This is a genomic window from Nocardia acididurans (genome assembly GCF_016741815.1).
In the GTDB taxonomy this organism is placed as follows: Bacteria; Actinomycetota; Actinomycetes; order Mycobacteriales; family Mycobacteriaceae; genus Nocardia; species Nocardia acididurans.
Genome location: NZ_JAERRJ010000013.1, coordinates 212386 through 232099, shown reverse-complemented (window position 1 = coordinate 232099; position 19714 = coordinate 212386). Strand labels below are relative to the sequence as shown.

20 protein-coding genes and 1 tRNA gene are annotated in these 19714 nt (G+C 67.8%); 12 read left to right on the top strand and 9 right to left on the bottom strand.

All coding sequences use genetic code 11. The features are described 5' to 3' along the window. Positions 1 to 48: 48 nt before the first annotated feature. The 3 genes from JK358_RS31420 to JK358_RS31410 all read left to right on the top strand — a co-directional run bounded on the left by JK358_RS31420 (position 49) and on the right by JK358_RS31410 (position 3830). Positions 49 to 1803, top strand: a complete 1755-nt coding sequence (locus JK358_RS31420; RefSeq protein WP_201954787.1) for an alpha/beta hydrolase — start codon at positions 49 to 51, stop codon at positions 1801 to 1803. A 114-nt stretch (positions 1804 to 1917) separates the two neighbouring features. After that, positions 1918 to 3039 carry a lysylphosphatidylglycerol synthase transmembrane domain-containing protein gene (locus JK358_RS31415; protein ID WP_201954786.1) on the top strand — a complete coding sequence of 374 codons (1122 nt, stop codon included), beginning with the start codon at positions 1918 to 1920 and terminating at the stop codon, positions 3037 to 3039. A gap of 14 nt (positions 3040 to 3053) precedes the next feature. Next, positions 3054 to 3830, top strand: a complete 777-nt coding sequence (locus JK358_RS31410) for a class I SAM-dependent methyltransferase (RefSeq protein WP_201954785.1) — start codon at positions 3054 to 3056, stop codon at positions 3828 to 3830. Positions 3831 to 3832: 2 nt separating this feature from the next. Here JK358_RS31410 and JK358_RS31405 read toward each other — a convergent pair whose 3' ends face one another. Next, the gene (locus JK358_RS31405) at positions 3833 to 4087 is read right to left on the bottom strand and encodes a hypothetical protein (protein WP_201954784.1); all 255 of its coding nucleotides are present in this window, start codon (positions 4085 to 4087) and stop codon (positions 3833 to 3835) included. Positions 4088 to 4264: 177 nt separating this feature from the next. Between JK358_RS31405 and JK358_RS31400 the strand changes: the two genes are divergently transcribed. From JK358_RS31400 to JK358_RS31385, 4 genes are all read left to right on the top strand, one after another. Further along, entirely contained in the window at positions 4265 to 5422 is a 1158-nt protein-coding gene (locus JK358_RS31400; RefSeq protein WP_201954783.1) for a TDT family transporter, read from the top strand. A 281-nt stretch (positions 5423 to 5703) separates the two neighbouring features. After that, entirely contained in the window at positions 5704 to 6885 is a 1182-nt protein-coding gene (locus JK358_RS31395) for a L,D-transpeptidase (RefSeq protein WP_307817827.1), read from the top strand. Between the two features lie 23 nt (positions 6886 to 6908). Then, the gene (gene curA, locus JK358_RS31390) at positions 6909 to 7922 is read left to right on the top strand and encodes an NADPH-dependent curcumin/dihydrocurcumin reductase (RefSeq protein WP_201954781.1); all 1014 of its coding nucleotides are present in this window, start codon (positions 6909 to 6911) and stop codon (positions 7920 to 7922) included. A 26-nt stretch (positions 7923 to 7948) separates the two neighbouring features. Next, positions 7949 to 8629: a GAP family protein gene (locus tag JK358_RS31385; protein WP_201954780.1), complete on the top strand. Its 681-nt coding sequence runs from the start codon at positions 7949 to 7951 to the stop codon at positions 8627 to 8629. Between the two features lies 1 nt (position 8630). Here the strand turns inward: JK358_RS31385 and JK358_RS31380 are convergent, their stop codons facing one another. Both JK358_RS31380 and JK358_RS31375 read right to left on the bottom strand, forming a co-directional pair. Beyond that, complete coding sequence (locus JK358_RS31380; protein WP_201954779.1) at positions 8631 to 9233, bottom strand: hypothetical protein; 603 nt, start codon at positions 9231 to 9233, stop codon at positions 8631 to 8633. Between the two features lie 79 nt (positions 9234 to 9312). Beyond that, positions 9313 to 9750: a type II toxin-antitoxin system Rv0910 family toxin gene (locus JK358_RS31375; protein ID WP_201954778.1), complete on the bottom strand. Its 438-nt coding sequence runs from the start codon at positions 9748 to 9750 to the stop codon at positions 9313 to 9315. A gap of 82 nt (positions 9751 to 9832) precedes the next feature. On the opposite strand from JK358_RS31375, the gene JK358_RS31370 reads away from it, so the two are divergent. Beyond that, on the top strand, positions 9833 to 10207 hold the full coding sequence (locus JK358_RS31370) for a DoxX family protein (protein ID WP_201954777.1): 375 nt from the start codon (positions 9833 to 9835) through the stop codon (positions 10205 to 10207). Here the strand turns inward: JK358_RS31370 and JK358_RS31365 are convergent. Continuing rightward, positions 10194 to 10676, bottom strand: a complete 483-nt coding sequence (locus JK358_RS31365) for a hypothetical protein (protein WP_232852240.1) — start codon at positions 10674 to 10676, stop codon at positions 10194 to 10196. The genes JK358_RS31370 and JK358_RS31365 overlap by 14 nt on opposite strands. A gap of 484 nt (positions 10677 to 11160) precedes the next feature. Here JK358_RS31365 and JK358_RS31360 point away from each other — a divergent pair, with 484 nt between their 5' ends. From JK358_RS31360 to JK358_RS31350, 3 genes are all read left to right on the top strand, one after another. Beyond that, positions 11161 to 11418, top strand: coding sequence for a hypothetical protein (locus JK358_RS31360; RefSeq protein ID WP_201954775.1), 258 nt, complete (start codon positions 11161 to 11163; stop codon positions 11416 to 11418). A gap of 77 nt (positions 11419 to 11495) precedes the next feature. Then, positions 11496 to 12227: a DUF7873 family protein gene (locus JK358_RS31355; RefSeq protein WP_201954774.1), complete on the top strand. Its 732-nt coding sequence runs from the start codon at positions 11496 to 11498 to the stop codon at positions 12225 to 12227. A 117-nt stretch (positions 12228 to 12344) separates the two neighbouring features. Continuing rightward, positions 12345 to 12487 (top strand) — tRNA-OTHER (locus JK358_RS31350). Between the two features lie 131 nt (positions 12488 to 12618). Here the strand turns inward: JK358_RS31350 and JK358_RS31345 are convergent. After that, positions 12619 to 13242 carry a hypothetical protein gene (locus JK358_RS31345; RefSeq protein WP_201954773.1) on the bottom strand — a complete coding sequence of 208 codons (624 nt, stop codon included), beginning with the start codon at positions 13240 to 13242 and terminating at the stop codon, positions 12619 to 12621. Between the two features lie 105 nt (positions 13243 to 13347). Here JK358_RS31345 and JK358_RS31340 point away from each other — a divergent pair, with 105 nt between their 5' ends. Then, on the top strand, positions 13348 to 14118 hold the full coding sequence (locus JK358_RS31340) for an RNA ligase family protein (protein WP_201954772.1): 771 nt from the start codon (positions 13348 to 13350) through the stop codon (positions 14116 to 14118). A 65-nt stretch (positions 14119 to 14183) separates the two neighbouring features. Here JK358_RS31340 and JK358_RS31335 read toward each other — a convergent pair whose 3' ends face one another. From JK358_RS31335 to hflX, 4 genes are all read right to left on the bottom strand, one after another. Next, complete coding sequence (locus JK358_RS31335; RefSeq protein WP_201954771.1) at positions 14184 to 15329, bottom strand: acyl-CoA dehydrogenase family protein; 1146 nt, start codon at positions 15327 to 15329, stop codon at positions 14184 to 14186. An 88-nt stretch (positions 15330 to 15417) separates the two neighbouring features. After that, positions 15418 to 16272 carry a lysophospholipid acyltransferase family protein gene (locus JK358_RS31330; RefSeq protein ID WP_307817826.1) on the bottom strand — a complete coding sequence of 285 codons (855 nt, stop codon included), beginning with the start codon at positions 16270 to 16272 and terminating at the stop codon, positions 15418 to 15420. A gap of 112 nt (positions 16273 to 16384) precedes the next feature. Next, positions 16385 to 18076, bottom strand: coding sequence for a steroid-22-oyl-CoA synthetase (gene casI, locus JK358_RS31325; protein ID WP_201954769.1), 1692 nt, complete (start codon positions 18074 to 18076; stop codon positions 16385 to 16387). A 122-nt stretch (positions 18077 to 18198) separates the two neighbouring features. Next, on the bottom strand, positions 18199 to 19686 hold the full coding sequence (hflX, locus tag JK358_RS31320) for a GTPase HflX (protein WP_201954768.1): 1488 nt from the start codon (positions 19684 to 19686) through the stop codon (positions 18199 to 18201). Positions 19687 to 19714 lie beyond the last annotated feature (28 nt).

Sequence of the window (19714 nt, the reverse complement as noted above, 5' to 3'; positions counted from 1 at the left end):
CGTGTCGCTGGACACCGAGCCAGCTAATCCCGGGTGACACTCGGATTCATGACTGATGAGCCCCGTTTCGGTGCTTCACTGGGCAGCCGTGTGATCGGGCTGCTGTTGGCCGCCGAGCGCGCCCTGAGCCCGAACTATGTCGGCATGGTGGTGGCCGCGCTGTTCTTCATCTGGTCGGTGTCGCCCTCGCTGCTGCCGCGGACGTGGATCTTCCAGGGGCTTGTCAGCGGCGTCAGCGCGGTCATCGGCTACGGCGTCGGATGCGTACTGGAGTGGGCGTACCGCACCTGGCTCCGGCAGCGGCTGCCGCAGGGCTGGCGCGAGGCGCGCATCTTCCATCTCGCCCAGTCCACCCGCGATCTGATCAAAGCGCTGACGCTGGTGGCCGTGGTCGTCGTGCCCGGCCTGGTGCTGGCGCGGTCGGCGCGCTGGCAGCGCGATATCGAGGTGGTGATGGGCATGAAGCCGACCACCACCTCCGGATACCTGCGCACCGAACTGCTGGGCTTCGCCACCGTCGCACTGGTGATCGGCGTGTTTCGCGTGCTGCGCTGGATGGTCCGGCGTATCTCGAACGCACTCAACCTGGATCTGCGGGTGCCGCGCCGGTACGCGCTGCCGGGCGCGGTGGCGCTGGTGACCGTCTTCTGCGTGCTGCTGTTCCAGGGCGTGCTGGTGAAAGCCTTCTTCTCCGTGGCCAATTCGGCGTTCAGCCTGCGCAACGGGCACACCTCGCCCCATGCGGCGCAGCCGCTGCTGCCGGAGCGGTCGGGCAGCCCGGAATCGCTCGCACCGTGGAAAACCCTTGGCTCGGAAGGACGTTGGTTCGTGGCGAACGCGCCGACGGCCGAGCGCATCACGGCGGTCACCGGAGCGCCCGCGCGCGAACCGATCCGGGTGTACGCGGGCCTGGAATCCGCGCCGACACCGGAGCAGGTCGCCGATCTGGTGGTCCAGGAGCTGGACCGCACCCGGGCCTGGGAGCGCAGGGTGCTGGTGGTGGTGACGACCACCGGCACCGGCTGGGTGGACTCCACCACCGCCGGGGCCATCGAGTACATGTACGGCGGCGACAGCGCCATCGCGGCGACCCAGTACTCGTATCTGCCCAGTGTGCTGTCGTTCCTGTCGGACAAGCAGAAGGCCACCGAGGCCGGGCGGCTGCTCGTGCACTCGGTGCACGCGCGGTGGGCGCAGCTGCCGCCGGAGTCCCGGCCGAAACTCCTGGTCTACGGCGAGAGCCTGGGATCGCAGGGATCGGAGGGCGCGTTCACCGGTCTTGACGACATCCGGACGCTGGTGGACGGCGTGCTGTGGGTGGGACCGCCCAATTCCAATCGCATCTGGAGTTCGCTGGAGCAGCGGCGCGATCCCGGCACGCCGGAAATTCTGCCCATCTACGCCGACGGTTTGATCGTCCGTTTCGCCGGCGTCGCCGAGAATTTGAACCGGCCTGCGGGACAGTGGCTTTCACCCCGCATCGTATACCTGCAGCACGCCTCCGACCCCATCGTCTGGTGGTCGCCGGATCTGCTGTTCGAACGCCCGGACTGGCTGGCCGAACCCCGCGGAACCGATGTCTCCAAATCCATGCGCTGGTGGCCGATCGTGACGTTCTGGCAGGTCAGCGCGGATCTGGCCAACGCACAGGGGGTTCCGTCCGGCCACGGTCACCGCTATGGGACACTCGTCCTCGACGGATGGGTCGCCGTCGCGCAACCGGAGGGCTGGACAAACGAGCTCGCCGACCGCATTCGCCAGGCTCTCGACGACGATATCGACTGGGAATACGCCCACAAGTGACAGCAAATCGAACGTTGGCGGAAAGCGACTCCTCCCCCGCGATGTAGCGGTTAATGTCGGTCAGCACGGCCGCGATCCACACTGCGGATGCCCGCGACACCTCGAGGAGAGTCGATGGCGACGGCAACACCCGCCGCGACGACAACAGACCAGCCGACCGCCGGAGCAGACCCGTCCGCTTCCGGAAAGGCCGGGCCCGCAGCGGGTCGGAGGCTCCCGAGGGTCCGCAAGGCTCTGCCGACGGTCCTGGTGGCCATCGCCGTTCTCGCCGCCACGATCTGGCAGCGCGAAGCCGTGGGCACCGGTATCGACACCCTGCTCGGCGCCGACCCGCGCTGGCTGGCGCTCGCGGCGCTGGCCACACTGCTGCTCTGGCCCACCTCCGTACTCATGCTGCGCGGCTCGATTCCGGGTGAGACCTGCGCGCGGCGGCTGTTCGCGCTGCAGTTGGCCTTCCCCGCCATCGGGCTGATCCCCGCCGCGAATCTGCTGATCCGGCTGCGCTTCCTGCGCAAGGAGGGCCTCAGCCACACCGCCGCCCTCGCCTCCATCACCCTGTTCGGCTTCGCCGCCTTCGTCGTCCGCGTCCCGCTGGTGATCCTGGCCGTGCTGGCCACCCCGAGCCTGATGGACCGCTCCGGCGCGCAGGCCCCCTGGCACGGCCTCGGCGAGCGCATCTCCGCCACCTGGCACAGCGCCGTCGAAAACCCTTGGCGCACAGCCGCGATCCTCGCTGCCGTGCTGATCACCGGCGGTATCGCGGTGGCCCTCGCCGCCGTGCTGCTGTACCGCCGTTTCGTCTCCCGGGGCGGCTGGCGCGCCGTCCGCGCGCGCCTGCGCGAAGCCCGCGTCAACACCCGCACGGCGTGGAAATCGGTGGCCGCCACCGCCGTTCGCCCGCGCCGTGCCGCCGCCCTCTGGCTGTGCGCCCTGCTGCAGCCGCTGCTCATGGTGCTCGCCCTCTGGGCGGTGCTGCACGCGGTGGGCGCGCACATGCCCCTCACCGACGCCTTCGTGGTCCATCTCGTCACCGTGGCGCTGGCCCCACTGCTGCCCTCCCCCAACGGTGTCGCCACCAAGGAGCTCACCCTCGCCGCCGGTCTCACCGCCGTCGCGGGTCTGACCGCGGGTGTCGCGGTGGCCGCCGTGCTCGGCTTCCGGCTGCTCACCTTCTGGAGCCAGATCCCGCTGGGCATCGCCTCTTTCGCCTGGCTCAGCCACCGCCGCGCGGTGTGACCTAGCATGGCCGGATGACCTGGGCCGGGGAATGGGGCGTCGAGAATTCCGAACTGCTGGCACGACGAGCGCAGTCGTTCGGGCCGGAAGCCGCGGCGTACGACGAACATCGGCCGGACTATCCGATGGCGGCCGTGCGCTGGGCGCTGGAACCGGTCGGCGGTGGCGGTGAGGCACTCGATCTGGGCGCGGGAACCGGCAAGCTGACGGGGGTGCTGCACGCCGCCGGGGTGCGGGTGGTCGCGGTGGAGCCCGACGACGGCATGCGGGCCGCTCTCGTGCGGCGTCATCCGGAGACTCCGGCCTTCGCCGGGACGGCGGAATCCATTCCGCTGCCCGATGATTCGGTGCATGCCGTCCTGGTCGGCCAAGCCTTCCACTGGTTCGATCAGGAGCGGGCGCTGCCGGAGATCGCGCGGGTGCTGCGGCCCGGCGGGGTGCTCGCGGCCTTCTGGAACTCACCGGACACCTCGGTCGAGTGGGTGGCCGAGCTGGATCGGGTATCGCGGTCGGGCGCGTCGTTCACACCCGTTGCGGAGCAGCGGCTTCCGTCACATCGGGCGTTCCAGGCGTTCGAGCAGAACGAGTTTCCACACACGCAGCGGCGGAATGCCGAAAGCCTCACCGCCACAATCGGAACGCATTCGCACACCCTGGTGATCCCACCCGAGGAACGCGCCGAGGTGCTCGCGCGGATCACGGCCTACCTGCGCGGCAGAACCGAGACCGCGACGGGGGAATTCGAGCTGCCGCTGCGCACCCAGGTCATCCGGGCCGTGGTGCGGCCCTGATCTCAGGCGGCCGGTTTGCAGTCGATCGTCGAGTACTTGGCCTTGCCGCGCCATTCGGTCTTGGCCAGGCCCTTGGCCTGATACACGCTGTACGGTGCGTCGACCGTGACGACGGGAAGGGTTTCACCGCTCCAGGATTCGGCGGTGCAGGTGTAGGTCGAGCCCGAGGCGTGCGCGGAACCCGCACCGGCCGTGGCGAATACGGGAACCAGGACGAATACCGCAACCGGCAGACCGAGCAGATACCTGACGCGCACAGGTGACTCCTTCATGCGATGACACAGACGAGCGGTCGACAAGCCCCAGATTCTTGCACGGCGATCATGCCCGCGCTCGGGATTCGGGGAGGACTCCGCCAGGACATAGAACCGGTCTATGGACCCATCGGGTTGTGACCACTACTCGGGACATTCGCCACTGCCGATGCTGGATACATGACCACAGTGACGTTCCGACGCGAAACCCAGACCCTGGACCCTGGCGTGCGATCCGGGACGTCCGCGCCGAAGCACGCCGCCGCCCCCGGGGGTGAGGAGCCGCTGCGCTACCTGGCGCCCAACTGGTTCGCGGCCGTGATGGGCACCGGCATCGTCGCCAATGCCGCCGCCACCCTGCCCCTGCAATTCCCCGGCCTGCAGGCCGCAGCCACCCTGGTGTGGGGACTGGCCTCACTGCTGCTGGTGGCGTTGGCCGGAGTCTGGGTGATGCACTGGCTGCGCTACCCCGACGCCGCCCGCTCGCACGGCTCACATCCGGTGATGATGCAGTTCTACGGCGCGCCGCCGATGGCGCTCATGACCGTCGGCGCGGGCACCCTGGTACTCGGACAGCATGTGATCGGGCTGTCGGCCGCGCTGGCCGTGGACTGGGTGCTGTGGTCGGCGGGCACCGCGCTCGGTCTGCTCACCGCGCTGGCCATCCCCTATCGGATGATCACCCGGCACCACTTCGACCCCGACGCCGCCTTCGGCGGCTGGCTGATGCCGGTCGTGCCGCCCATGGTCTCGGCCGCCACCGGCGCGCTGCTGATCCCCTATCTGCCCGAGGGGCAGCCCCGTCTCACCATGCTCGTGGGCTGCCTGGCCATGTTCGGGCTGAGCTTCATCGCCGCGGTCGTCACCATCACCATGATCTGGTCGCGACTGCTGCACCACGGCCTGCCCCCGGCCGGCATGGTCGCCACCGTGTGGCTGGTACTGGGCCCGCTGGGCCAGTCGGTGACCGCCGCCGGTCAGCTGGCCACCGTCGCCCCCGGCGCGCTGCCCCAGCGCGAGGCCGACGGGCTGGATGTGTTCGCCCTCGTATTCGGCATTCCCACTTGGGGATTCGCGATGCTGTGGCTGGCCCTGGCGGTGGCGGTCACCGTGCACGCCCGCAAGTCCATGCCGTTCAACATGACCTGGTGGGGCTTCACCTTCCCGCTCGGCACCTGTGTCACCGGCACCACCGTGTTGTTCGCCCACACCGGCGCCGATCTGTTCGCGGTGATCGCGGTGGCGCTGTACGGCCTGCTGGTCGGAGCCTGGGCCGTGGTGGCGACCAAAACCCTGAGCGGGGCGCTGTGGGGCGAGCTGCTCCGGCCCGCGCGCTGAATCCCGGGGCTGGGACGTGCAGATGAGGGTTGCACGTCCCAGCCCCGGGGCGTCCTGTCCCCAGGACGCCCTGTGCCGAGGGTGGTCGCATCGGCACAAGCTTTATCTACTGTCTACGTACATAGACAGTAGATAGGGCGTTAGCGTATTGCAAGCAATCGGGTCGGACATTTTCCGGGTGCGGTCGCCTAAGCTCCGCTGTAGGACAGTGCGAGCCGGAGGGAGAAGCCATGGCACCCCGCCGTTTTCGATCCAGAGTGGCCATCGGATCATTCGTCGCAATGATCTTGGTTACCGCGGCCTGCTCATCCACGCCGACACCGGATCCGCTACCCGGCAAACCCGCGCCGCCACCCGCCGTCCTCACCGTGACGCCCGCGACCGGGGCACAGCAGGTGAATCCGGCCGAACCGGTGACCGTGCGCACCAGCGGCGGCATCCTCACCGACATCACGCTGACCGACGACGAAGGCCGGATCATCCCGGGCACCCTGAACCCGGACAAGACCGCCTGGACGCCGAACGAACGACTCGGCTACGGGCGGACCTACACCGTGGCCGCCAACGGACTCAGCGTGACCGGGCCGACCGGACCGGTCAGCTCCACCTTCACCACCGTCACCCCCGGCAATCAGACCAGGGTCACGCTCACCACCACCGACGGGCAGCCGCTGGCCGACGGCGCGACCTACGGGGTCGGGGCCATCGTGGCCGCGCACTTCGACGAGGACATCCCGGACCGCGCCGCGGCCGAGAAGCGACTGGTCGTCACGACCAACCCGCCGGTCGAGGGCGTCTGGTACTGGATGGACAACCGCAACGCGCACTGGCGGCCCCGCGAATACCACCGGCCGGGCACCACCGTCACGGTCGCCGCGAACATCTACGGCGCGGAACTCGGGCCGGGCCTGTTCGGACAGGACGACGCGCACACCTCCTTCGGCATCGGACCCGCGCACGTCTCCATCGCCGACGACAACACCAAACAGATCGAGGTCTACGAGAACGGGCAGCTGGTGCGGACCATGCCCACCTCGATGGGCCGGGGCGGCAGCACGAATGTCGGCGGCCGGACCATCTCGTTCTGGACCCAGCCCGGCGTCTACACCGTGCTGGGCAAGGCCAATCCGGTGATCATGGATTCCTCCACCTACGGGCTACCGGTCAAATCCTCACTCGGATACAAGGAGACCATCGGCTGGGCCACGCGGATCAGCACCGACGGCATCTTCGTGCACGCCCTCGATTCCACGGTGTGGGCGCAGGGCAGCAGCAATGTGTCGCACGGCTGCCTCAACCTGAGCACCGACAACGCCAGCTGGTTCTTCGACTTCTCCCAGCTCGGAGATGTGGTCGAGGTGCGCAATACCGGCGCCGATCCGCTGGAGGTGTGGCAGAACGGGGACTGGGGCGTGCCGTGGGAACAGTGGGTCGCGGGCAGCGCGCTGTACCGAGCGCCCTGATCAATCGAAAGGTCGTACCGCCGATGAAGAGCACCCGGATCGTCCTGGCTTCCCGCCCGACCGGCATGCCGCAGCAGGACAACTTCCGCACCGAAACCGTCGACCTGCCGCCGCCGCGGCCGGGGCAGGCGGTGCTGCAGACGCTGTATCTGTCGCTGGACCCCTACATGCGGGGTCGTATGAGCGACGCGCCGTCCTACGCACCGCCGGTGGGGATCGGCGAAACCATGGTCGGCGCAACGGTTTCCCGGGTGCTCGAATCCACCGACCCGAGCTTCCAGCCGGGCGATATCGTGCTCGGCTACGGCGGGTGGCAGACGCACTCCGTCGAGCCCACCTCATATCTGCGCACGCTGGATCCCGCGGCCGCGCCGGTGAGCACGGCGCTCGGGGTGCTCGGGATGCCCGGGTTCACCGCGTACTCCGGGCTGCTCACCATCGGAGCGCCCAAGCCCGGCGAGACCGTGGTCGTCGCGGCCGCCACCGGGCCGGTCGGCGCGACCGTCGGGCAGATCGCCAGGATCAAGGGCGCGCGGGCGGTCGGCATCGCCGGCGGGCCGCGGAAGGTGGCGCTGCTGCGCGAGAAGTTCGGCTTCGATGTCGCCCTCGACCATCGCGCACCGGATTTCGCCGCACAGCTGGCCGCCGCCACACCCGACGGCATCGACGTCTACTTCGAGAACGTCGGCGGCGCGGTCTTCGACGCGGTGCTCCCCCGGCTCAACAAGTTCGCCCGGATTCCCGTCTGCGGGCTGGTCTCCAGCTACAACGCCACCGACCTGCCGCCCGGACCGGATCGCGTCAACCAGCTCATGTCGCTGATCCTGCGCAAGAGCCTCACTGTGCGCGGCTTCATCCAGACCGAATTCCAGGACCAGCTCGGCGAATTCCACACCGAGGCCACCCGCTGGCTGGCCGAGGGGAAGCTCGCGTATCTGGAGGACGTAGTCGACGGCCTCGATCACACCGTCGAAGCCTTCCAGGGACTGCTGACCGGTAAGAACCTCGGCAAGCTCGTCATCAAGATCGCTGACTGACCGGGCTCGCGTATGTTCGAAGGGTCATGCTGAGTCTCCTCCTGGCCCTCCTGTTCTTCGCGTTTCTGGATTCGCTGGATGTCTTGCTGGTCGGAGTGACGACCGCGGTGATCTTCGACAGCAAGCTGGGACGCCGGTCGCCCGTTCCGGGCGGATTGAGTTTCCTCGCCGGGGTTTTCGCGGTGACCACCACCTTCGGCATCTGCACGGTACTGGGCCTGAGCTTTCTGACCGATCTCGTCGGTTTCCGGGTGACCCCGGCGATCCGGTACTGGGGTGAGCTGGGCATCGGCATCGCGCTCGTGGTGCTGGCGGCCCTGCCCGCCACCGCCAAGGGCGCGACACCACCGTGGGTGCCGGCCATCCGGCGCAAACCGTGGGCGCTGGCGCTCGCCGGTGTCGCGATCGGGCTCGGGCAGGCGCCGACCGCGGTGCCCTATCTGGCCGGGCTCGCCATGCTGTCGGCACAGCATCCGATTCCGGCGTTCTGGCCGGTGATCGTGGTCGTCTACTGCGCGCTGGCGCTGATACCGCCGCTGGCCGTGCTGGCGCTGGCCTCCCGGCGGACGCCGGGCGCGCAGCGATTCTATCGGCGAGTGGTGCGGGCGCTGGCGCGGTACGGGCCGGTGACCCTGCGAATCCTGTTCGCCGCCATCGGAATCGGGCTGGTGGTCGACGCGGCGCTGCACTATCGGCAGTTGACCTGAGCTACATCATCTCGGCGACATAGGGGCGCAGGCCGAGCGTGATGTCCACGCAGGCGGCCAGCAGGACATCGCGTTCGTCGCGATCGGGCCGATGACGGACCAGCAGCCGGGTGCCCAGGATCGGGACGGGCAGGACCGGGCCGGAACGGTCCCACCACAGATGCGATTCCCAGTGCTCGTCGGCGCTGCGGCCGGTCGCCCAGCCGGCGGCGGTGCGCACCACATCCAGGTGGGCGAAATCCCGGCCCATGCGATCCAGGACGCGCAGCCGGAACAGGTCCGCGCTCACCGCCTCCCGATCGGGGACGAAATGGAAGAGCGTGCCCGCCGTGGCACCCACCGCCGTCGATGTGTCGGCACGGGTGATGACGCCCAGGGCGGTGCCGTCGCCGCGTTCGAGAATCGTGTGCGCGGCGGGCGTGGATTCGACCCAGACGATCGCGCCGTCCGCGTAGGTGAGGCGGTGGCGGCCGCTGCGGCCGTTGGTGACGCCGAGCGCGAACGGCTCCCCCGGGCCGCGGCGGAACGCGACCCGCACCGCGTCGGTCGCCGAGTACACCACCCGGCCCTCGATCATGGTCGAGGTGTCCCGCGGGTCCGGCATGCGTCGATGGTAGGCCCGAACAGGTACGGGCAAATCGGGTTTCGGCACCGCGCGTCGGAGTCGAGACGAGCAGGTCGCGTCAGGCCGCCGGGGCGCGCAGCAGATCGGCCAGCCGTTCCAGCGAGGCGGTCATATCCCTGCGGGCCGTGGCCTTCACCGCGCCGGCCATGAGCTTCACCATGGCGCCGCCGAAGCCCATGTCGACGGTCAGGCGGGTGCCGTCGGCTCGCGGTTCGAGGGCGTAGCGCACGCTCAGGGTGATGCCGAGGGTGCCTTTCCCGCGCATTTCCAGCAGGCGTTCGGGTTCCAGCGCGACGACCGTCCACACCACCTCCGAGGACATGCCCATGCTGTCGATGGTGGCGGTGAACGTGGTGCCGGGCTCCAGCGTTTCGGGCAGCTCGGTGGCGACGGTGCGGACGGTGCTCCACTCGGCCTGGCCCGACACCGAACCGACCTTGGCCCAGACCTCCTCGGCGGTGGCGGGCAGCAGGGTCTCGGTCGATACGCTCGGCATGGAACACATTGTGCACGAACAGGTTCCGGAGGAGCGCCGGTCCGAACTTACTACTCGGTCAGATAATGGCTATGCTGCCGCAATGACTCGCGCACGGGTATTGGCCGTCTTCCTGCTGGGCATGGGAACGCTGCACTTCCTGGTTCCCAAGTTCTTCGATGTGCTGGTCCCGCCCCAGCTGCCCGGCAGCCCGCGCGCCTACACCCTGGGCTCCGGTGTCGCCGAGCTCGCGGTGGGCACCCTGCTGGTCCGCCCGCGCACCCAGCGGCTGGGCGGCCGCCTGGCCGCGCTGCTGTTCCTGGCCGTCTTCCCCGGCAATCTGCAGATGGCCTACGACTGGGTCCGCAGCGAGAAGCCCCTCGTCCTGAAACTCGCTGTGCTGCTCCGTCTTCCGATGCAGGTCCCGATGGTCACCCAGGCCCTGAAGGTGGCGGGCACCCCCGTCACGCAAGGATGAACGTCAGTATCTGCGCGTACCCACCCGCCTCTCGCGACAGCGAGTAACCGAACCACACCCCCGGCGTGACCTCCCGGATCTCGTCGTACAACCACGGACTGGGCGACGGCCGATAATCCAGCGCCCAGGCCGGCTGCCCGTCCAGCACCGACGCCGTGCTGTACACATCCGCGGGCCAGCCCTCGATCCCCGCCCCGGTGATCCGGTTCATCAGCCACCCACCCTCGGGCCCGGTATAGAACGTCTTCCCGATCCAGATCGCGGGAGCCACCGCCTCCCAGAACGGCGGCGAGGCCACCCACCCGTTCTTCACCCCCATCGGCACACTTCCCCGCGGCGCGTCCCGATAGATCGCATCCTGCTGCCACGGCTCACAGCGAAACCGCAGCGAATCCACCGTCGCCGCCCGATTACCGTCGAAAAGCACGCACCCCCCGCCGTAATCGGCATCCGCGTGCGCGGCGGGCATCACCGCCGGAAAGAAGACCAGTGCCGCTCCGAGCCCGACAGGAGCGAGGCACCGCGAGATGTGGTGTCTGCGAAGTACACGGCGAGCGTTCATCACTGCCTCCGGGGTTGGAACCCCGACCCAGCACCCATACTAGTTAGCCACCAAATTGCTGATACCTCGGCGAACAGGATCGAGATCAGATAGCAATCACTCCTTCGGTCAGCTTCTTCACGGTGCCGACGCGGCCTTCGCCGAGAACGCCGCGCGAACGGTGGCGGAAGCGACGGTGAATCGAGTGTTTCGGTAACGGAACGGGAACAGCCGCTGCGGCGCATCCGGGATGACCCGGAGTGGGCCCGGATTCGAATGCCCGGGCGTACCCTGAAATTTGGGCCCACTCAGCTTTTTCCCATATTCGCCTCACTCATTTCCCAGCAAGGGGCTCTTCCATCGAGCATGTGCACCGCGTTCGCGAAGCACCTTGTGGGAGAGAGGAAAACAGATGCTGTCCAGGCTGAAGTCAGGGTCCCGCCGCACCGCTGTGCGGGTGGCCGCCGCCGGGATGCTGGCCGTCGTTCCGCTCGCGGTCGTCTCGGTTTCCGCAGGTGCCGCGCCGGTGGCGCCGAGCTACGACCCGCCGGCCTACGTCGCACCGGACCCGGGCACGGACCCGGCGATCATGCTGCTGCTGAACCAGACTCCACCGGATGTGGAAAACATGAGGAAGCGCAGTCAGCACGAAAACCAGGACTGCCCATAATAATTCACCGCAATCTCCCGCTCCGCGGCGCGAAAATCGGTGGTTGACCGAACACGATCCCCGATACAGTGCCGGGCATGACACGTTTGAATCAGATTGTCGCCGTGGAGAAAGGGATCAAATCCCGCACCTTTTCCGAGCTGACCGAGGCACACCACCGGCTGGGCAAGAACCCGTTGCTGAGCGGTATCTCGCGCACCTACCGGCCCAAGGACGAGGAGGGTGAGCAGTTGCCGCCCGAGTCCACCCGGGTGCAGGTGAAATCGGAAGAGGTGCTCAAGGCCACGGCCGACATCCTGACCAAACTGTTCGACGTGGTGGCCACCAAGGATTGGGCCAACTGCGAGGCCAAGGCCGATGTCGTGGTCGACGGGCGCACCCTGGTCCAGGGCGCGCCCGTCACCTACCTGCTCTTCCTGGAGAAGCAGCTGGTCGACCTGCACACCTTCATCCGCAAGCTGCCCGTGCTCGATGCCGCGGAGTCCTGGGAGTACGACGCGTCGGCCGACTGCTACGCCACCGAGCCGGTACAGACGGTGCGCACCAAGAAGATTCCGCGCAACCACGTGAAAGCCGAAGCGACGGAGAAGCATCCGGCCCAGGTCGAGGTGTATCACGAGGATGTGGTGGTGGGCTACTGGCGCACCATCAAGTTCTCCGGCGCCCTGCCCGCCAAGCGGGTCAACGAACTCACCGAGCGCGTCGAAAAGCTGCAGCACGCAGTGAAATTCGCGCGCGAGGAGGCCAACAACGCCGAGATCGCCCAGCGCAAACTGGGTGACGAGATCTTCGGATATTTGTTTGGCTGACGGACGTCCCGCCCGCTAAGGTCGGGACTGCGCCAGGAGCGCAAGCTGAAACCGAAGCTCGATGTGACGGGACCAGCGGCACAGTGGAGGTTCGACTCCTCCCCCCGCCACTCGAGGCGGGGTAGCCCAAGCAGGCAGAGGCACCGCCCCCATCAAACTCACGTTATCGCTCCAGCTTCAGTATTCGCCGCCGAACGCCGAATCGAGGGAACGGTTCTGGGGCGCGGAGGTTGCGGGTTCAACTCCCGCCGGCCCAGCCACGATGGGCCGTAGCTCAATCGAAGAGCGCCGCGCGAACTTCAACTTCATACCGTTCTTAAACGTGTCGGCGTGCCGCAAATGGGCGGCCACCGAAGCCCCAGGGCAGGCTAGGCCCTGGGGTTTCCCTATCTCACTGCCCGACCACCCGCACCCGGCCCGCCGTGAAATGCGCTGCCGCGCTGTCGATCTCCGCCAGTGGACGGTCCAGGATCTGCACCGCCGTGCGCAGCCCGCGCGTACCGTGCACCGGCCCCGACAGCACCCGCAGCACGTCGGGATGATCGAGCCCGGCCACGCCGGGAGTCCCCGCATACACCCCCGGAACCAGATCCACCACCAGCAGCGACCGGCGCAAGAACCGGTGGACCCGCAACCGCAGCACCGTCTCCCAGGGCAGGAACACCGAATCCGGCGCATCGTCCAGGCTCATCCGTATTCCACTGGCAGACAGCCGCATTGCCGCGGGCGGCGTCGCCGTATTCGCCCAGATGGCCCGCACCCGCCCGCGCCGCCGCCACTGCGCCACCGCCTGTGAGAGCACCAGGATCCCGGTCACCGACGTCATCGTCGCGGTCACCGCGTTCCCGAGCCCCGACCCCCCGACCACCACGATCACCCCACTGAACCCGATGACCACCGCACCCACCACCAGATACACCGCCGCACCGAGCCCCAGCATCCGCACCACCCACCGGCGAGACCGGGAAACCTCCTCGGCCCGAATACCCACCACAAACTCCGCCGGCGCATCCATGGCAACACCCTATTCGGCCCACCGCCCCTCCGGCACCAGTCCATCAAGATCACCCACCGGCTAAATGACTGGACCCGGACACTGGTCGACATCCAAGATCCTGAAATGACTTTCGATGTGCGCACCGCGGACCTGGAGGCGATCAACAGCGCGACCAAGTACCCCTCCATCCCCACCTATCACGCCCTGGGCGAGCGCGGATCCTTGACGGACACCGTCACCGCCTTCGACGGCCCTGTCATCGGCACCGAAAAGGTGGACGGCACCAACGCCCGGATCATCTGCCTGCCGGATGGGTCGTGGCTGATCGGCAGCCGCGAGGAACTCCTGTACGCCAAGGATGACCTGATCGGCAACCCGGCCCTGGGAATCGTTGCGGCCCTGCGCGAAACAGCCGCCGCACTCCCCGGATCAGACGGTCTGATCAGAGTCTTCTACGGCGAGGTCTACGGCGGCAAGGTGACAGCCGCGAGCAAGCAGTACACCGGCGAGCGCACAGTGGGCTTCCGCCTGTTCGACGTCATCGAACTCCCCGACTTCACCGACATCCTGGCCATGCCCACCGCCCAGATCTCGGCGTGGCGCGAGTCCGGCGGCCAGCCCTTCCGCCCCGAACCCGCCCTCACAGAACTGGCCACCCAAACCGGAATCGAGCTCACCCCAAGGCTTTTCACCTTCGACCCCACAGACCTTCCCCAGTCGATCGAAGAGACCCGAGACTTCCTCGCCACCCACCTCCCCCACACCCGCAGCGGGCTGGACGCGGGCGCGGCAGGCAATCCCGAGGGCATCGTCCTCCGCACCTCGACCCGCTCCGTCATCGCCAAGGCCCGGTTCGAGGACTACGACCGCACGCTCCGCCGCCGGAGTCGTTGAGATCGCGTGCATGACAAAAGGATCCGGCCCGCACCCCATGGGGTGCGGGCCGGATCCTTTGCGGCTCAGCTCAGTTTGAGGCTGCGGCCGATGATCTCCTTCATGATCTCGGTGGTGCCGCCGTAGATCGTTTGGATGCGGGCGTCCATGTAGGCCTTGGCGATGGGGTATTCGCGCATGTAGCCGTAGCCGCCGTGGAGTTGGAGGCAGCGGTTGATGAGGTCGAGCTGTTCTTCGGTGGACCACCATTTGGCTTTGGCGGCGTCTTCGACGGAGAGCTTCTCCTGGTTGAGGAGGGTGATGCAGTGGTCTACGAAGACTCGGACGGCGGTGGTCTTCGTGGCCAGTTCGGCCAGGACGAAGCGGGTGTTCTGGAGGGCGCCGATGGGTTTGCCGAAGGCCTTGCGGTCACGGACGTACTGGCAGGTGAGGTCGAGGCAGGATTCCATGGCGGCGGCGGCCATGACGGCGATGGAGAGGCGCTCCTGGGGGAGGTTCTGCATCAGGTGGATGAAGCCCTGGCCCTCGGTGCCGAGCAGGTTCTTGCCGGGGACGCGGACATTGTCGAAGGAGAGTTCGGCGGTGTCCTGCGCCTTGAGGCCGATCTTGTCGAGGTTGCGGCCGCGTTCGAAGCCGGGCATGCCGCGCTCCACCACCAGCAGGGAGAAGCCCATCGCGCCCTTGTCGGGGTCGGTCTGGGCCACCACGATGATGATGTCGGCGTTGATGCCGTTGGTGATGAAGGTCTTGGAGCCGTTGAGGATCCAGTCGTCGCCGTCGCGGACCGCGCGGGTCTTGATGCCCTGCAGGTCGGAGCCGGTGCCGGGTTCGGTCATGGCGATGGCGGTGATGATCTCACCGGCGCAGAACCCGGGCAGCCAGCGCTGCTTCTGCTCCTCGTTGGCCAGCTCCAGCAGGTACGGGAGGATGACGTCGTTGTGCAGACCCCAGCCGAGGCCGGAGTACATGCCGCGGGTGACCTCCTCGGTGATGACCGCGTTGTAGCGGAAGTCCTTCACCCCGCCGCCGCCGTACTCCTCGGGCACGGCCATGCCGAGGTAGCCCTGCTTGCCGGCTTCCAGCCAGACCGCACGGTCGACGATGCCGTCCTTCTCCCACTGCTCGTGGAACGGCGCCACGTGCTGCTCGAGAAACTTCCGGAACGACTCCCGGAACAGCTCGTGTTCGGGCTCGAAAATTGTGCGTTCCACGCCAATCCTCCTGTGTGACCATCGGCACCATCGCCTCTGTCACATACGGTACACGGAAGGCGAACCGTCGTTTACTTAGAGGGTGAAGTCAGAGGCCCACAGCGGAGAGTGTGCGGCCCAGCAGGCTGCGGCCCCGGTCGCGGTCACGCTCGCGAAGCAGGAACTCGAGTTCACCTTCCAATGCCTTGCGCACGACGACCTGCAGTTCGGACGCGGCCGCGTCGAGGTCGTCGGCGTCACGCCACGCACCGGTGTCGATGGGGGTGCCCAGCGAGTAGTAGAAGCGTTCCGGTTTGGGCAGCAGGGTCGGGCCGACGCCGCGAATGAGCGGCGGGGTCAGCGTCTCCCGCAGGCCGAGGGCCTTCACCAGCTGCTTCACCGGCTTCATGACCGGATCGTCGCCGTCGAAGACGATGTCGAAGATGTCGTCCCCGCCGATCATGGCCATGGGGACGATGGGGGCACCCGTCTCGATGGCCATGCGCGCGAAGCCGGTCCGGCCCTCCCAGATCAGCTGGTACTTCTGCCCCTTGCCGCGCATGGCCTCCCGACCACCGCCCGGGAAGACCGCGACGGCCTCACCCTGCTCCAGCAGCGTGGTGCAGTTGTGCCGGTTGCCGCGCACGATTCCCAAGCGGTGCAAGGCATCTCGCAGCACGGGGACATCGATGAGAACGTTCTCGGCGAGCCCGCGAACCAACCTGTCGCGCCGCACCAGTACCTCGTGCGCCAGCAGCGGCGCGTCCGTGCCACCGGCCAGCGTGTGATTGCCCACCAGCAGCACCGGCCCCTCGGCCGGAATATTCTCCACACCCCAGAATCGCGGGCTGAACCAGGCGCGCGACGGCGCACACAGTACGTCGATGACGCGCCGATCGAGCTCGGTCAATCGGACGTGCAACGGCGCACCGTCGGTGAGCCGCGGCGAACCTACTTCGGACACAGCGGTGCCATTCCCGGACAAATCGAGCCCTCCCTGCAGAACAATCGATATTCGCATGCTAACGAAATTCGCTGCGGGCCACCGAACGCGGGGAGTCGCCGACAGGTGTGATTCAGAGCAGATGACCACGTCCGAAGCGGGTGAACTCCGCCTCGAACTCGGCGCGATCGGAGGCCGACAACAGCCGGTATTCGGGGCCGCCGCGACCCGCCCACCGATACACCGGGTCGGCTACGCACCAGGACTGCGCCCGCAATTCCCGCTTGAGCACCTTGTTCGACCCGGTGACCGGCAGACGCGCCGACACGCGCAGCAGGCGCGGCATATCCTTCGCCCCGAGATCGTCTTGCGCGCACAGGAATTCGGTGAAGTCGCCGATATCGAACACGGCCGGGTCGGCGACCTCGACCGCCGCCATCACCTGATCCCCGGACCGGGGATCAGGCACCGCGAACACACCGGTGGCCACGACCGCCGGATGCCTGCGCAGCACCCGCTCGATGACCAGCGCGGAAATGTTCTCACCGTCGACCCGGATCCAATCACCTTGGCGGCCAGCGAAATAGAGGAACCCCGCCTCGTCGACATAGCCGAGATCGCCGGTCCAGAACCAGCCGTGCCGGAGGCGTTCGGCATCGGCGGCATCGTTCTTGTAGTAGCCCTCGAAGAACAGCGCGCCCGCCTTGTCGACCATTTCACCGATGGCCTCATCGGGATTGAGCACTCGGCCGTGCGGGTCGAGCACGGCCCGCGCGCGATCGAGCAGGGTATCGGGATCGACAATGGCGACACCCGCGTGCGCGGGCACCCCCAGCGCGCCCGCGGGAGCGTCGGGGGCCAGGGCCACCAGGCCGGATCCCTCACTGGAGCCGTACCCCTCGAACAGTTCCGCCCCGAATCGACGCCGGAATTCGGCCTGATCCGCCACCGACGCCTCGGTGCCGAATCCACGCACCAGGCGATTGTCGGAGTCGGCGTCGGATTCCGGCGTGGCGAGCAGGTAGCCGAGCGCCTTGCCCACGTAGGTGAAGAAGGTCGCGTCGAAATACTGTATGTCGGAAAGGAATCCGGAGGCGGAGAACTTCGGGGTGAGGCAGATCGTCGCACCGTTGGCCAGCGCCGGAGCCCACAGCGCCATGAGGGCGTTGCCGTGGAACAGCGGCATACAGCAGTAGTCGACATCCTCGCGCACATGACCGAATTTGTCGGTGGCGGCGTAGGCGATCATGGCCAGCCGCCGCTGCGTGCATTTGACGGCCTTCGAGGTCCCGGTGGTGCCGGAGGTGAACAGCAGCAGCAGGAGCGAGTCCGAACCCCCTTCCGCCGTAACAGCTTCGACGCCGTGGGTATCGATCGGCTTCGTCTGGTCCGGGTCGTCGACCAGCAGCAACCGATCCGGCCCGAGCCCGAGATCCAGACCCCGCAATCTCGCCATCCCGGCCGTGTCCGTGACGATCAGCTGGCAGTCCACGTATCGGATATCGGCCGCGAGCTGAGAATCGCTGCGCGTCGGATTGAGTCCGGCCACTGTCGCGCCGGACAGTGCCGCCGCACCCAGCCAGAATACGAAATCCGGCACATTGTCGAGCAGCACGCCGATATGGAAAGGCCCGTCGCGCCGCAGTTCCCGGGCGAGCGCGGCCCGGGCGGCGGATTCGCGCACCACCTCGTCCCAGGTCCAGTCCTGGGTGCGGGTTCGCAATCCGGGATGTGCGTCGCCGAGACGGTCGAGCAGCATCGCCGCGATATCCGTGCGCCGGGGTGGGGTGTCGGCGGTGATCGTCGTATCGAAATCGCTTTCCATCACCCGACTTTCACGCCTGCCGCGCTCCCCCGGGGACGAGTTCGGCATATTCGCTGAAAACGAGTCCGCCTCCGGCCGTGATTGCTCACGGACCGGAGGCGGTGGGTTGGACCGGATCGGGTTCAGTCGGTGTCGGACTCGTCGGATGAGGTGCCCGCGTGGGCGTATTCGACGAGTTGACCGGCCAGGGCCTGCGGGACGCGGGCTCGGACCAGTGTGCCCGCCTCCTCGTGCTCGGATTCGAGGATGCGGCCGTCGGCGTGGATGCGGGCGAGCAGGTCGCCGCGGGTGTACGGGAGCAGGACGCGGACTTCGACGTCGAGGCCGCCGAGGATCTTGTCCAGACGGTCGCGCAGCGAGTCCAGGCCCTCGCCCGTGCGGGCGGAGACGAATTCGGCCTCGGGGAGCCAGCCGCGCAGCTGGGTCAGGTCCATCGGATCGAGGGCGTCGATCTTGTTGACCACCAATAGTTCCTGCGGGGCGGGGGTGTTCGTCTCGCGCAGGACGTCGGTGATGACCTCGCGCACGGCCTTGATCTGCTGATCGGGCAGTGGGTCGGAGCCGTCCACGACGTGCAGCAGCAGATCCGCGCCCGTGACCTCTTCGAGGGTGGAGCGGAACGCCTCGACCAGCTGGGTCGGCAGGTGCCGGACGAAGCCGACGGTGTCGGTGAACACCACTTCGCGACCGTCCTCGAGGGCGGTCTTGCGGGTGGTCGGGTCGAGGGTGGCGAACAGCGCGTCCTGCACCAGGATGCCGGCGTCGGTGAGCGCGTTCATCAGGCTCGACTTGCCCGCGTTGGTGTAGCCGACGATCGCCACCTGCGGGATGCCGCTGGAGACGCGCTTGGCCCGCTTGGTGTCGCGCGCCGTCTTCATCTCGCGGATCTCGCGGCGCAGCTTGGCCATCCGCTCGCGGATGCGGCGACGATCGGTTTCGATCTTCGTCTCACCGGGACCGCGCAGACCCACACCGCCATTGCTGCCCGCGCGGCCACCGGCCTGCCGGGACATGGACTCACCCCAGCCGCGCAGGCGCGGCAGCATGTATTCCATCTGGGCGAGCGAGACCTGCGCCTTGCCCTCGCGTGAGGTGGCGTGCTGGGCGAAGATGTCCAGAATCAAGGCGGTGCGGTCGATGACCTTCACCTTGACGACCTTCTCCAGCGCGGTCAGCTGCGCGGGCGACAGCTCACCGTCGCAGACGACGGTGTCGGCGCCGGTCTCGATGACGATGCCACGCAGCTCGTCGGCCTTACCGGAACCGATATAGGTGGATTTGTCGGGCTTGTCGCGCCGCTGGATCATGGCGTCCAGTACCTCCGACCCGGCGGTCTCGGCGAGCGCGGCCAGCTCGGCCATACTCGCCTCGGCCTGCACGGCCGTGCCCTCGGTCCACACCCCGACCAGCACGACCCGCTCGAGTCGCAGCTGCCGGTATTCGACCTCGGTGACATCGGTGAGTTCGGTCGACAGACCCGCGACGCGACGCAGGGCGCTGCGCTCATCGAGCTGCATCTCACCGACGGTCGGCGCGGCAGACCAACCGGCCTGGGCGTCGTCGGCGGTCTCCTCGGCGGGAGTGAACTCATACGTTTCTGATTTACTCATACACCTCCATGGTCCCACGGACCAACGG